The organism is Stenotrophomonas sp. YJH_SMC_120, assembly GCF_059368675.1.
The window spans coordinates 1-14,062 of the sequence record NZ_JCAFRY010000004.1; the positions used below are offsets into that span (position 1 = coordinate 1).

9 protein-coding genes are annotated in these 14,062 nt (G+C 67.2%); 1 reads left to right on the forward strand and 8 read right to left on the reverse strand.

Features of this window, described 5'->3' with window-relative positions:
• Positions 1–271: 271 nt before the first annotated feature.
• The 7 genes from AC5P60_RS07375 to ligA form a co-directional block, all read right to left on the reverse strand.
• Positions 272–2,800, reverse strand: a complete 2,529-nt coding sequence (locus tag AC5P60_RS07375) for a membrane-bound PQQ-dependent dehydrogenase, glucose/quinate/shikimate family (RefSeq protein ID WP_495201720.1) — start codon at positions 2,798–2,800, stop codon at positions 272–274.
• Between the two features lie 130 nt (positions 2,801–2,930).
• Positions 2,931–5,645, reverse strand: a complete 2,715-nt coding sequence (gyrA, locus tag AC5P60_RS07380) for a DNA gyrase subunit A (protein WP_088431503.1) — start codon at positions 5,643–5,645, stop codon at positions 2,931–2,933.
• A gap of 218 nt (positions 5,646–5,863) precedes the next feature.
• The gene (gene mtnA, locus AC5P60_RS07385) at positions 5,864–6,928 is read right to left on the reverse strand and encodes an S-methyl-5-thioribose-1-phosphate isomerase (RefSeq protein ID WP_005413901.1); all 1,065 of its coding nucleotides are present in this window, start codon (positions 6,926–6,928) and stop codon (positions 5,864–5,866) included.
• A gap of 47 nt (positions 6,929–6,975) precedes the next feature.
• Positions 6,976–7,704, reverse strand: coding sequence for a DUF3011 domain-containing protein (locus AC5P60_RS07390; RefSeq protein ID WP_005413902.1), 729 nt, complete (start codon positions 7,702–7,704; stop codon positions 6,976–6,978).
• 138 nt (positions 7,705–7,842) lie between these two features.
• Complete coding sequence (epmA, locus tag AC5P60_RS07395) at positions 7,843–8,799, reverse strand: EF-P lysine aminoacylase EpmA (protein ID WP_005410221.1); 957 nt, start codon at positions 8,797–8,799, stop codon at positions 7,843–7,845.
• Positions 8,796–9,281: a GNAT family N-acetyltransferase gene (locus AC5P60_RS07400; protein ID WP_005413904.1), complete on the reverse strand. Its 486-nt coding sequence runs from the start codon at positions 9,279–9,281 to the stop codon at positions 8,796–8,798. The genes epmA and AC5P60_RS07400 overlap by 4 nt, the downstream gene beginning before the upstream one ends.
• A gap of 49 nt (positions 9,282–9,330) precedes the next feature.
• Entirely contained in the window at positions 9,331–11,802 is a 2,472-nt protein-coding gene (ligA, locus tag AC5P60_RS07405; RefSeq protein ID WP_172958440.1) for an NAD-dependent DNA ligase LigA, read from the reverse strand.
• Between the two features lie 276 nt (positions 11,803–12,078).
• Here ligA and AC5P60_RS07410 point away from each other — a divergent pair, with 276 nt between their 5' ends.
• Positions 12,079–13,203, forward strand: coding sequence for a pyridoxal phosphate-dependent aminotransferase (locus AC5P60_RS07410; protein ID WP_012480756.1), 1,125 nt, complete (start codon positions 12,079–12,081; stop codon positions 13,201–13,203).
• Between the two features lie 95 nt (positions 13,204–13,298).
• On the opposite strand, the gene zipA is transcribed toward AC5P60_RS07410, so the two are convergent.
• Entirely contained in the window at positions 13,299–14,039 is a 741-nt protein-coding gene (zipA, locus tag AC5P60_RS07415; protein ID WP_005410225.1) for a cell division protein ZipA, read from the reverse strand.
• Positions 14,040–14,062 lie beyond the last annotated feature (23 nt).

Genomic DNA, 14,062 nt, shown 5'->3' on the forward strand with positions numbered 1-14,062 from the left:
AGTGCTCGACTATGGACGGTCAAACGGGCATTTTTATGGTGGTTCATCCGGGCTCTTTGGGGTCTGGAGAGGTGTGGTAACCACCATTTTCCAAAGATGTCCCGGATGAACAACGTACAGAGAGATCACAGTTAGTCGACTATCGCGCGAAGCGCGGGCTTTCCAGCATGGGAGAGAAGAGCAGTCGACTAACAGTCGACTCTACCCAGTCGGCTCTATCCAGTCGGCTCTATCCAGTCGGCTCTACCCAGCCGGTTCTACCCCGTCGGCCCTACCTGGGCAACGCAAACGCCATCACGTAATCGCCGTTCGGGGTTTCCATGAAATGGTGGCCGCCGGCCATGATCACCACGTACTGGCGCCCGCCCTGCTCGTACACCATCGGATTGGCCTGGCCGCCGGCAGGCAGCTTGGCGTGCCAAAGCTCCTTGCCGGTCTTCAGGTCGATGGCGCGCAGCAGGTCATCGGTGGCGGCGGCGATGAAGATCAGGCCGCTGGCGGTCACTACCGAACCGCCGTTGTTCGGCGTGCCGATCTCGATCGGCAGGCCGGAACGGATGCCGAACGGTCCGTTGCCGCGCGCACTGCCAAACGGACGGTCCCACAGCAGTTTGCCGGTGCGCAGGTCGATGGCACGGATACCGCCATAGGGCGGCTGCTTGCACAGCAGGCCGGTGAACGGCAGCCGCCAGCCGGCGTTGACCTGGATGGCGTAGGGCGTACCCACCTGCGGGTCGCCCGCGCCTTCGGCACCGCCCTTGTCGAACCGGACCTTCTCGCGCGGCAGCCAGCCCAGCCGGTCGGCCTCCGCGCGTGGCACCAGCCGGTTGTAGTTGGGCATGTCGTTGTAGTTGGCCACGATCACGCCGCGGCGCGTATCGATGGACACGCTGCCCCAGTCCGAGCCGCCGTTGTAGCCGGGGTACTCGATGGAATGTCGCTCGCTGCTCGGCGGCGTGTAGAACCCTTCGTAGTACGCCTTGCGGAACTGGATGCGGCAGACCAGCTGGTCAATCGGGGTGATGCCCCACATGTCACGCTCGGTCAGGTCATGTTCGCGGCGCAGCGTGTGGTACAGCGAAAACAGCTGGGTGGGAGAACGCTGCTCGGGTTCGACGCCGCCGACCGGCACCTTGCGCTCTTCGGCGGCAGTCAGGAGCTGGCCGTTGCGGCGATCGAGGATGTACATGTCACCTTGCTTGGTCGGCAGCAGGATCGCCGGCACCTTGCCCGCCGCCGTCGGGTAGTCGATCAGGCTGGCCTGCGAACCCAGGTCGTAGTCCCACACATCCTTGCGCACCGCCTGGAAATGCCAGACCGGCTTGCCGGTGGCCACGTTGATCGCCACCAGCGAGGTCGCATAGCGATTCTGGTTCTCCGTGCGCGAACCACTCCAATAGTCTCCCGCGGAATTACCCAGCGGCAGGTAGACCAGCCCCAGCGCTTCATCACCGGTGGCAGTGGTCCACATGTTGGGGGTGCCGCGCGTATAGGTCTGCTCGCGCGGCGGCAGGCCGCTGCGCTCGGGCTGGTCCATGTCCCACGCCCAGCGCAGCTTGCCGGTGATGGCGTCGTACGCCTGGATCACGCCTGAGGGCGCATCGCGGCGCTGCCCGTCCAGCACCTGATGACCGGTCACGATCACGCCGCGCACGATGGCCGGCGGCGAGTTGATCGACACGTAACCCGGTGGCACCTCGCCCATGCCCAGGGTGATGTCGACCTGGCCGTTGTTGCCGAAGTTGGCGCAGGGGCGGCCGCTGTCCGCGTCCACCGCGATGATGCGACCGTCCAGCGTGCCTTCAATGATGCGCGCCCAGCACGCCGGACGACTGCCCGGTGCAGCGCTGCGGGTGACGCTGGGCGGCGGCTCCGGCAGGGCCAGATCGGCAGCGACATCGGCCAATGCCGCGTCGGCAAGGGTCGGCGTGCTGGGCTGCTCGTAATAGCTCACACCACGACAGGCAGCGGTATAGGGAATCGAAGCATCCTTCACCTTTGGATCGAACCGCCACAGTTCCTTGCCGCTGGCAGCATCAAGCGCGATCAGGCGGTTGCGTGCGGTGCACAGGTACAGGCGGTCGCCGATCTTCAGCGGCGTGGTTTCCGCGCCCCAGCGCTTCTTCGGCATATCGCCGGTACGGAACTGCCAGGCCGGCTGCAGCGTGGCCACATTGGCCGGGGTGATCTGCTGCAGTGGCGAATAGCGGGTACCCGCATTGCTGCGGCCCCACGCCGGCCAGTCGCCCTCGGCGGGCTGGTCAGCCGGCTGCAGGCCCGTGGTATCGCGCGTAGGTTCCAGTCCGGCGCTGACCGCGCCTTCCGGGAACGGCTGATGCCCATCCACTTCACCATGCGGCGCGAAAGCCAGGCCGAAGGCGGCCACGAACACCAGCATCAGCACGCCCGCCACGCTGCGCGACAGGCGTTGTGAAACCGGCTCGCGCAGTGTCGGCGCCAGCAGCGCCAGCACGATGCCGAGCGCAGTCACCAGCCCGAGCCGCGGTACCCAGCGCCAGTAGTCGCTGCCCGATTCCCACCAGGTCCACAGCAGCGTGCCGATGAACACCAGCGCATACAGCAGCGCGCCGCTGCGGCGGTTGCCGAACAACAGGGTTCCGCTGGCCAGCAGGCCGAGCCCGGCGATGGCGTAGTACGCCGAGCCACCCAGGCTGAGCAGCCACCCACCGAGCCCGCCGATGACCAGGCCGAGCACGACCAGCAGCAGTGACAGCACGGTGACGAGGGGATGCCGGGAGGCGCGGACGGGAGCAGGAGCGGACTGCGGCGTGGCGGACATCGTCGATCTCCGGGGGCAGCATGCGCCGTTATCCCACCGCCTGCGTGAAGCGCGCGCGTATGCGTGGCACCCGGATACGACGACGCCGGCACAGGGCCGGCGTCGTCGGTACCTCAGGCTCGCGGCAGGATCACTCCTGCGCGGCGTCCTCGCTGCTGGCAGCAGCCGGTGCGCCGTCGGTCGTGGCCGGGGCGGCGGCAGCCACCTCGTCCTCGTCCTCGTCGATCGAGGCATCCATGCGCTCCACCGCCTGCAGCTTCTCGTCCTTGGAGAGGCGGATCAGGGTCACGCCCTGGGTGTTGCGGCCGACGCGGCTGATTTCCGAGCCACGCGTACGCACCAGGGTGCCACCATCGGAGATCAGCAGGACTTCGTCGCTGGAGCCCATCAGCACCGCGGCGACCAGCTTGCCATTGCGCTCGGTGGTCTGGATGCCGATCACGCCCTGGGTGCCACGGCCCTTGCGCGGATAGTCCGGCAGCGGGGTGCGCTTGCCATAGCCGTTCTCGGTCGCGGTCAGGATGTACTGAACGCTGGCGTCGTCGGCGCCTTCGATCACCGCATCGCCATTGCCGGCGGCTTCCTCGACACCGCTGTCGTCCTCGTTCTCGTCCTCGATGCCACCGGCACTTTCGGCCACGATCAGGCTGACCACCTCCTCGCCGGCCGGCATCTTGATGCCCCGCACGCCGGTGGCGGTACGGCCCATTGAGCGGACCTTGTCCTCGCCGAAGCGCACGGTCTTGCCGTTGGAGGCGAACAGCAGGATGTCGCGCTGGCCGTCGGTCAGGCCGACGCCGACCAGCGCGTCGCCCTCATCGAGGTTGATCGCGATCTTGCCGCGCGCCAGACGGAAGGCGAACTCACCCAGCGGGGTCTTCTTGACCGTACCGTTCTTGGTGGCGAAGAACACGAACTGGCCATCGGCGTAATCGCGCACCGGCAGTACGGCCTGCACGCGTTCACCCGGTTCCAGCGGGATCCAGTTGATGATCGGACGGCCGCGGGCGTTGGAGCCCGCTTCCGGCAGCTGGTAGACCGGCAGCCAGAACACCTTGCCCGAACTGGTGAAGGTCAGCAGCGTGTCATGCGTGTTGACCAGCCACAGCTGTTCGATGAAATCCTCTTCCTTGGTCGCCGCCGCACTACGGCCACGACCACCACGGCGCTGCGCGCGGTACACGCTCACCGGCTGGCGCTTCACGTAACCGGCATGCGACACGGTGACCACCACGTCTTCCGGCGCGATCAGGTCGAGGATGTCCAGGTCTTCTTCGCTGTGGCGGATCTCGGTACGACGCTCGTCGCCGAATTCGGCCTTCACACTGACCAGCTCTTCGCGGATCACCTGCAGCAGGCGGTCGGGATCTTCCAGGATGTGGATCAGCCCGGCGATCACTTCCAGCAGCTGCTTGTACTCATCGGTCAGGCGGTCCTGCTCCAGCCCGGTCAGGCGGTGCAGGCGCATTTCCAGGATCTGGGTGGCCTGGATCTCGGTCAGCTGGTAGCCGCCCTCGATCAGGCCCACGCCCTTGGGCAGGTCTTCCGGGCGCGAGGCTTCGGCGCCGGCGGCACCCAGCATCGCACCGACCAGGCCCGGCTCCCACACGCGTGCCAGCATGCGCTCGCGTGCTTCGTTCGGGTTCGGCGAGGTCTTGATCAGTTCGATCATCTCGTCGATGTTGGCCAGCGCGACGGTCAGGCCTTCCAGCACGTGGGCACGGGCGCGCGCCTTGCGCAGCTCGAACACGGTACGGCGGGTGACCACTTCGCGACGGTGGCGGACGAACGCCTCCAGCATCTGCTTGAGGTTCATCAACTGCGGGCGGCCATCGACCAGCGCCACCATGTTGATGCCGAACACCGATTCCATCTGCGTCTGCTGGTACAGGTTGTTCAGCACAACCTCGGCAGATTCACCGCGCTTGATCTCGATGTAGATGCGCATGCCGTCCTTGTCGGACTCATCGCGCAGCTCGCTGATGCCTTCGATCTTCTTTTCCTTGACCAGCTCGGCGATCTTCTCGATCAGACGCGCCTTGTTCACCTGGTAAGGAATTTCAGTGACGATGATCGATTCGCGGCCGTTGTCGGCCACTTCGATATCGGCCTTGGCACGGATGCGCACGCGGCCACGGCCGGTGCGGTAGCCGGCGACGATGCCGGCGGTGCCGTTGATGATGCCGGCGGTCGGGAAATCCGGGCCCGGGATGTACTCCATCAGGCCGTCGACGTCGATTTCCGGGTTGTCGATCAGCGCGATGCAGGCGTTGATCGATTCGCTCAGGTTGTGCGGCGGGATGTTGGTCGCCATGCCCACCGCGATACCGGCCGAACCGTTGACCAGCAGGTTCGGGAACCGGGTCGGCATGACCGTCGGCTCCAGTTCCTTTTCGTCGTAGTTGGGCTGGAAATCGACAGTTTCCTTGTCGATGTCCGCCATCAGCTCATGCGCCAGGCGCGACATGCGCGCTTCGGTGTATCGCATTGCCGCGGCGGAGTCGCCATCGATGGAGCCGAAGTTACCCTGGCCATCGACCAGCATGTAACGCAGCGAGAACGGCTGTGCCAGGCGCACCAGCGTGTCGTATACCGACTGATCGCCATGCGGGTGGTACTTACCGATGACGTCACCGACGATACGCGCCGACTTGAAGTAGGGCTTGTTGCTGTGCGCGTTGAGTTCATTCATCGCGAACAGCACGCGGCGATGCACCGGCTTGAGGCCGTCGCGCGCATCCGGGAGCGCGCGGCCCACGATCACGCTCATGGCGTAATCGAGGTAGCTCTTGCGCATCTCGTCTTCCAGGTTGACCTGGATGATTTCCTTGGCGGTTTCTGCCATTCGGGTTCCGTTGTCTGGTAGCGGTCCAGTCCGGCGCAGCCCCCTGCGGGAGGGGGTCGTGCCGGAACCTCGATTCAACCTGCGGATATTACCACAACAGGCCGTTTTCCGCCTCCCTTTACGGGTATTTTACCTGCACAAATCAGGAACTTAGGGGGTTGCCGGCCCGCGGCCGGCACCACCGGGGGCGGAGGTCACGCGGCCCCTCCCCCCGCGCGTCAGCCGCCGAAGGCGGCGCGCATGTTCTCCGGGGTCGGGTTCAGGATCACGCCGCGCTCGGTCACGATGGCGTCGATCAGCTCACCCGGGGTGACGTCGAACACCGGGTTCCAGGCAGCGATGCCCTCTGCCACCGTGCGGGTGCCGCCCACGCCGTACAGCTCGCCCGGATCGCGCTGCTCGATCTCGATCTGGCTGCCGTCCACGGTCTCCATGTCCACCGTCGAGGACGGCGCCACGACCATGAACTTCACGCCGTGATGGCGGGCGGCGATGGCCAGCTGATAGGTCCCGATCTTGTTGGCGGTATCGCCGTTGGCGCAGATGCGGTCGGCACCGACGATCACCCACTGCACAGCGCCGGTCTTCATCAGGTGCGAGGCGGCTGAATCGGCGATCAGCGTGGCGTCAATGCCATCCTGCTGCAGCTCCCACACGGTCAGGCGCGCGCCCTGCAGCCACGGACGGGTCTCGCCAGCGAACACGCGGGCAATGCGGTGCTGGGCCATGCCGGCGCGGATCACGCCCAGCGCGGTGCCGAAGCCGGCGGTGGCCAGCGAGCCGGTGTTGCAGTGGGTCAGCACGCCGCTGCCGGCTTCGATCAGGCCTGCGCCCAGCGCGCCCATGTGGCGATTGGCGGCCAGGTCTTCCTCGGCGATGGCCTGCGCTTCGGCCTCCAGCTTCGCCTTCCAGTCAGCACCGGCGGCATTCAGGCAACGGCGCATGCGCGCCAGCGCCCAGGCCAGATTGACGGCGGTCGGACGCGAAGCGTTCAGACGCTGCAGCGCCGGTTCCAGCTGCTGCAGCGCGTGCGCACCGTCTGCGGCCTGCACGTCACGTGCGGCCAGCACCACGCCCCAGGCGGCGGCGATGCCGATGGCCGGCGCACCGCGCACGGTCAACGCGTGGATGGCCGCAGCCACTTCGTCACTGTCATGGCAGACCACATGCTCGACCACGAACGGCAGCTTGCGCTGGTCCAGCAGTTGCAGGGCATCGCCGGTCCACAGGATCGGACGGATATGGTCGTAACGGGCGTAGTCGATGTCGGAGGCAGTGTTCATGGGCCCATTGTAGGGCCACGCCCCCCGGGGTTGGAGCCCGCCCGGGCTCAATTCACCGAGAACTCGGCGCGGCAGCCACCGTCCACCCAGATGCCGTTGCGGCTCCAGCCCCAGGTACTGCCTTCCTCGCACGGCGTGCTGGACAGCTGCTCGGAGACGGCGGCACCGACCGAGATGCTGGCGCCGCAGAAACGGCGCTTCTTCGACTTCGATTCACAGGTCAGCCGGCGTGGTACGTCAACGAATCGGCCGTCCTCGTCAGCCACTTCGAAATCCCCCTGGCAACCGCGGCTGGTCCAGACTTCATTGCGCTTGTAGCCCCAGCCCTGCCCTTCGCGGCATGGCAGCGCCGACAGCTGGCGCAGCAGGCGCACTGGCGCGCCATCCAGGCGCACCGGGCAGCTCTGCGGGCGACCATTGGATTCACAACGCACCACGCGACGGACCAGGCGCTTGCCCTCGCTGGCTACCGGCGCGGCACCCGCAGCGCGGCGTGCGCGGAACTCGGCGCGGCAGCCCAGCGTGACCCACACGCCACTGCGGTCGGTGCCCCATTCGCTGCCACGGATGCAGCTGCTGTTGGAAAGCTGGCGCACCAGGTCGACGCCGTTGCTGACATCGATATCGCAATGCACCCAGCCCATATCGCGTGATTCGCAGGTCACCACTTCACCGTCGTAGCCGGCCTGCTGGGCAGATGCCGATGACGGCAGCCAGGCACCCCAGAGCGCGATGGAGTAAACCGGTGCAGCGACAACCGCAAACCACTTGACCAAAGCCTTCCCCAGCAGGAATGGATGAACTGCGTGCCAGTGTCCGGCATCTGCCGTGATAAGAGCATCATCCTGCTTACCGAAGCAAGCGCGGAATCGCGGAATTCCGTTCAGTCTTTGACGTTCAGGAACGCACGTCCCTCATGCGTGGGCAAAGTCGTAGGCCAGCACGTCAGCGATCCGCGGCGTGCGGTTCATCGCCATCAGGAGGCGATCGACCCCCACCGCCACGCCCGCGCACGCCGGCATCGATGGCAGCGCGGCCAGCAGCGCCTCGTCCAGCGCCGGCTGCACCTGGCCACGTTCATGTCGTCGCTGCAGGTCACGCTGGAAGCGCGCGCGCTGCTCGTGGGCGTCGTTCAGTTCGTGATAGCCGTTGGCCAGCTCCACCGCGCCCAGGTACAACTCGAAACGCTCGGCCAGGGGTGGTGTACCGGCACGGATGCGCGCAAGCGCCGCCTGGCTGGCCGGCCAGTCATGGACCACGGTCATCACTGTGTCATCAAACTGCGGCTGGATGCGATGGGTCATCAACAGGTCCAGCCAGTCGTCGCGGGTCAAACCGACCGGATCGATGTGCACATCACCCATCGCGGCCCGCAACGCAGCCTCATCGGCCTTGAACGGGTCAACGCCCACATGCTGCTGGAACAGCTCGCGGTAGCTCAGCACGCGCAGGGTCGCACTGCGCCCGACCAGCGCCAGCGCCTGGCCGACCAGCTCTGCGGTCTCCTGCACCAGGCGATGATGATCCCAGCCAACCCGGTACCACTCCAGCATGGTGAACTCCGGGTTGTGGCGGCCGCCCGCCTCGCCATTGCGGAATACCCGGCCCAGTTCGTAACAGTCACCCACGCCCGCCGCCAACAGGCGCTTGAGCGGATACTCCGGCGAGGTGCGAAGCCAGCGGCGGCGTCCGCCGGCATCGACATGGCCGGTGAAATCGGTATGGAAGCTGTCGATGTTCGGCTCGGTGTTGCCGGCCACCGACAGGATCGGCGTTTCCACTTCCAGCACATCGCGTTCGGCGAAGAAGCGGCGGACCAGCGCATTGAGCGCGGCGCGCTGCTGCAGCGCGCGCAGCAGGGCCTCGCTCACAGGATGCCCTCCGGGCGCGGGTGGTCCAGCGGCAGGGTCAGCAGATCGCGGGTGTCATCGATGTAACCGCTCGCCAGATAGAGGCGACGGGCCAGCTCGTTGTGGTGGTTCACTTCCAGGCGCAGGCGGCTTACGCCGCGGCCCCGTGCCCGCTGTTCGCAGATGGCCAGCGCCTGCTTGCCGCGGCCGCGACCACGCGCACGATGGCTCAGGTACAGCTCGTCCAGCAGCATGAAGTGGCCGCCCTGCTCCAGGCTGAAGCCCATCGCGATCACTGCGTAACCGACCACCTCGGCCGCCTCGTCCAGCCACAGCAGCACTTCGCCGTTGCGTGGGTCGGCCAGCAGCGCATCCACGCCGCGACGCACGCGCGCGTCGTCGAAGTCGATCCTGTCTTCGGCATAGAACTCGCGCATCAACGCGATCAACAGTTCTTCGTCGGCACGGGTGGCCAGGCGGAAATCCAGTGGGGCAGTCTGCATCGGTGTTCCTTTGTGCTTCATGCCGGGTGCCGGGCACCCGGCGGCGTCATCATTCGTGTTCGGCAAGATAGGCCAGCAGGCGGTCCTCATCCCACACCGGCACGCCCAGCGACTGTGCCTTGTCCAGCTTGGAGCCGGCCTCGGTACCGGCCACCACGAAGCTGGTCTTCTTCGACACACTGCCGGAGACCTTGGCACCCAGCGCTTCCAGGCGTTCCTTGGCGGCATCGCGGGTGAGCTGGGCCAGGGTGCCGGTCAGCACCACGGTCTGCCCATCCAGCGGACCCGCCACGATCTCGGCCAGCGCCGGCGCCTTGGCCAGGATCTCCCGCATCGCGTTCTCGGCGGCCAACAGCATCGCACCGTGGCCATCAGCGTCCAGCCATTCGGCCAGACCGCGCGCGGTGTCATCGGGCAGGCCGGCGTTGACGAACTGGCCATGCTCGGCATCGAGCACCGCCTGTGCGCCGGGAAGCGCAGCCACCAGCTTTTCGGCGCGCAGACGGGTGATGCCGGGGATCTCCGACTCGACCAGCAACTGCGCCAGATCCAGCCCTTCGCGCAGCTTGGCACTGGGCGCATGCACGTCGCTGATGCGCACCTGGCCGACCTGCAGCAGGTCATCGATGGCCTGCTGGTTGCCCTGCTGCTCGAAGAAGTGGCCAAGCGAACGCGCCACTTCGCCACCGATGTCCGGCACACGCTTGAACAGCGGCCACGGCAGGTGACGGATCAGCTCCAGGTCACCGAACCACTGCGCCAGCGCCTTGGCGGTACTTTCGCCCACATGCTCGATGCCGAGCGCGAACAGCAGGCGCTCCAGCGTGGCCGCACGACTGGCGTCGATCGCTGCGATCAGGTTGTCGGCCCACTTGGTGGCGATCTTCTTCGTGTTCCATTCGAAGCTGGCCGGCTGCGCCAGCGCCTGCGCGCGCCAGCCCGGATCGTTGCCGTCCAGCTTGAGCACCGCATTGAGCACCGCACCACTGCCCTCGGCGGGAAGGTGCAGCTTCAGCGCCGCTGCCAGCGCCGACGGCTCCTCGGCGTCGAGCACCAGCTTCAGGTGCAGCAGCGTATCGCGGCTGAGCCGGTACAGGTCGGCCACGCTCTTGACGATGCCCGCGTCGACCAGGGTTTCGATGTACTTGTCGCCGAGACCGTCGATGTCCATGGCACGGCGCGAAGCGAAATGGGCAATGGCTTCCTTGCGCTGCGCCGGGCAGGACAGTTCGCCCGAACAACGCCACGCCGCCGCCCCCTCCTCACGCACGATCTCCGAGCCGCACACCGGGCAGCGCGTCGGCATCTGCCACGGCGTGGTGCCCTGCGGGCGGCGGTCGAGAATGACGCTGACCACCTCGGGAATCACGTCGCCAGCGCGGCGCACGATCACGCTGTCGCCAACGCGCACATCGAGGCGCGCGATCTGGTCGGCGTTGTGCAGGGTGGCGTTGGACACGATCACGCCAGCCACAGCCACCGGCGCCAGTCGCGCGACCGGCGTGGCAGCACCGGTGCGGCCGATCTGGATCTCGATCGCCTCCACCGTGGTGCTCTGTTCCTGCGCAGGGAACTTGTGCGCGATGGCCCAGCGCGGCGCACGGGAGACGAAGCCCATCGCCTGCTGACCCGCCCGGTCATCCAGCTTGTAGACCACGCCATCGATATCAAACGGCAGGCCGTCGCGGCGTTCACCGATAGTGCGGTAGTAACCGAGCAGGCCGTCGGTGCCCTCCACCACTTTGCACAGCTCACTGACCGGGAAGCCCCAGGCGCCGAGCTGGGCCAGGGTGCCCGAATGGGTGTCCGGCAGCTCGCCGCCCTGCACTTCGCCGGTGCCGTAGGCGAAGAAACTCAGCCTGCGCTGCGCACTGATCTTCGGGTCGAGCTGGCGCAGCGAACCGGCCGCCGCGTTGCGCGGATTGGCCAGCACCTTGCCGCCCTGCAGGCGCGCACGTTCGTTGTAGGCCTCGAAGTCGGCGCGGGCCATGTAGACCTCGCCGCGCACCTCCAGCACATCCGGCCAGTCCTTGCCGTGCAGGCGCTTGGGAATGTCACCGATTTCGCGCAGGTTGGCGGTCACGTCCTCGCCGGTACTGCCATCGCCACGGGTCGCGCCGAGCACGAAATGACCGTCCTCGTAGCGCAGGCTGATCGCCAGGCCGTCCATCTTCGGCTCGGCCGAGAACCGCAGGCTGCGACGCCCCAGGCGCTCATCGATGCGGCGCACGAAATCGGCCACTTCCTCGTCGCTGAAGGCATTGGACAGCGACAACATCGGTACCGCATGGCGCACTTCCGGGAAGCGGCCAGAGGGGCGCGCACCGACCTGCTGGGTCGGGCTGTCGGCACGGGCCAGTTCCGGGTGCTCGCGCTCCAGCGCTTCCAGCTCGCGCACCATCCGGTCGTAGTCGACGTCGGGGATCTCCGGCGCGTCCAGCTCGTGATAGGCGCGGTTGGCCTGGGCGATCTGCCGGCGAAGGTCTTCGGCGCGTTCGGCGGGGCTGGGGCTCATCGGGATCCGGTGGTTCTGGGATGGCCGGGGATTCTACCGCGCCCAGCCGTCAGGCCCTGTAACGCCTCCGCCTTTGCAGCGTCGAGCGTGCTCGACGGGCACTCCCCGCTCCGGCAGGTGCCAACCTTCTTCCTCGCTCCGGCAGGTGCCAACCTTCTCCCTCGTTCCGGCAGGTGCCAACCTTGGTTGGCACATCTGCATGGCGCGACGCCACAAAAAGCAGCTTGCCGCCCACCCTCGCCGGCGCTAGCGTGCGACGGTCTGCCCTTCGGAATCCTGCCCGTGACCCTGCCCGCTTCCCGTCGACGCTTCCTGCAACTGGCCGGAGCCGGCCTCGCCGTCGCCGGCAGCGGGCTGCCGCGGCCCGGCCATGCCCAACCCGCGACAGCCGTCGCCCCGGGCCCCGCCGAAGGTGCGGTGCTGCTGAATTTCAACGAATGCCCCTACGGCCCCTCGCCCGCAGCCCAGCAGGCGGCACGCGACAGCATCGCCGGTTGCGGCCGCTACCGTTTCGCACTGGCCGGTCAGGTGCGCGACGCCTTCATCGAACAGGCGCGCATTCCGGCCGATCACGTGCGGCTCTATCCGGGTTCCAGCGAACCGCTGAACCGTGCCGCCGTGCTGTGGACCGGCCCGCAGGCGGGACTGGTAGTCGCCGATCCGACCTTCGAGACGCTGGGCGAGGTCGCGGCCGCACACGGTGCGCACGTGCAGAAAGTGCCATTGCACGACGACGGCGCACATGACCTGCGCGCGATGGTGGCCGCCGCACACGCGCGCTCGACTGGCCTGCTGTATGTGTGCAACCCGAACAACCCGACCGGCTCGATCAGCCCGCCGGATGAACTCGCCTGGCTGCTGGCCCACAAGCCTGCGTCCACCCGCGTACTGGTCGACGAGGCCTACCTGCAGTACAGCGAGCAGCCGAGCCTGATCGCGCAGGTGGCGCAGCGCGATGACCTGATCGTGTTGCGCACGTTCTCCAAGCTTTATGGCATGGCCGGCCTGCGCCTGGGCGTGGCGGCCGCGCATCCCGACCGCCTGCGCGAACTGGCCAGCCTGGGCGACAACCCGCTACCCGTGCCAGCACTGGCCGCGGCACTGGCCAGCCTGCAGGATCCTCAGTTGATCGCGCAGCGGCGCCTGCAGAATGCCAAGGTGCGGCAGGCCACCATCGCGTGGCTGGGCAAGCGTGGTTTCAGCTGCGTGCCGTCGGAAGCGAACTGCTTCGTGGTGGATGTGCAGCGCGACGGTGCCGCCTTTGCCAAGGCGATGGCAGACAACGGCGTGATCATCGGCCGCAGCTGGCCGATCTGGCCGCAGCGCGTGCGCGTGACCGTCGGCACCGAGGACGAGATGGCCGCGTTCCGCGGGGCATTTGCCAAGGTCGCCGGCGTACCGGCCTAACCCTGTTGGTGGGGGCGAACCTTGGTTCGCCCCATCCACGCATAGCGTGGATCTACTGTTGTGGGTGCCGACCGCTGGTCGGCACACCAGGGCGCTCACCAGCGCGGGGTCTTGGTCAGCGGCGGCGCCTGGTGCTGGCGATCATAGGCACGCAGTTCGTCACGGATGTGCGCGATGCGCTGCCGGCCGAGAGCGTTGCGGCTGTCGTCCAGCACCACGCCGTCGAGCAGCTCGGCCATGCGCTGCACGGTGGGCAGCATCTTCTCCCAGGCATCCAGCGCGGTCAGCGGCGCCGGCAGGGTCAGGAAGAAGGCGATGGCCGGGGTCTCCATGGCGCGGATGTTGGCCATGTCGAAGCTGCCCGGCTTCATGATGCTGGCCATCGAGAAGATCGGGCCGCGCTCGGGGTGGCCTTCCACCAGGCGGTGGAACACGTTCATGTGGCCGAACACCAGGCCGGTCTTCTCCGCCGCCACCACGATGTCTTCACCACGCAGCTGTTCGCCGGCGCGAGCGGCCACGAACAGCGACACGATCTTGTCGAAGTCCTGGGTGGCGCGCTTGCCAAGGTCGCTGGCCGCGCCGGCGTCGGTGTCGGCCAGGCCAAGCTCGGCCTGCTCGCCTTCCGAGCCCATGCCCGGCTCTACGCGGCCATCGGCCACAGTGACGCCATCATCGCCCAGCACCGGCTCGCGACGCTCGCCGCCGGTCGGTTCCGCGCTTTCCACGCGACGCCCCTGGGGCTTCTTCTTCGGACGGCCAAACAGGAAGATCGCAGCGATCAACAGCAGGCCGGCGGCCAGGATGCCGATGCGCAACAGTGCCGTGTCGGACATTCGATAGGTTCTCCGGCTAGTTC

What these genes read in the sequence shown, in the direction of transcription:
- AC5P60_RS07375 (WP_495201720.1), bottom strand. Translation starts at nt 2,800, where the DNA reads ATGTCCGCCACGCCGCAGTCCGCTCCTGCTCCCGTCCGCGCCTCCCGG.
- gyrA (WP_088431503.1), bottom strand. Translation starts at nt 5,645, where the DNA reads ATGGCAGAAACCGCCAAGGAAATCATCCAGGTCAACCTGGAAGACGAG.
- mtnA (WP_005413901.1), bottom strand. Translation starts at nt 6,928, where the DNA reads ATGAACACTGCCTCCGACATCGACTACGCCCGTTACGACCATATCCGT.
- AC5P60_RS07400 (WP_005413904.1), bottom strand. Translation starts at nt 9,281, where the DNA reads ATGCAGACTGCCCCACTGGATTTCCGCCTGGCCACCCGTGCCGACGAA.
- zipA (WP_005410225.1), bottom strand. Translation starts at nt 14,039, where the DNA reads ATGTCCGACACGGCACTGTTGCGCATCGGCATCCTGGCCGCCGGCCTG.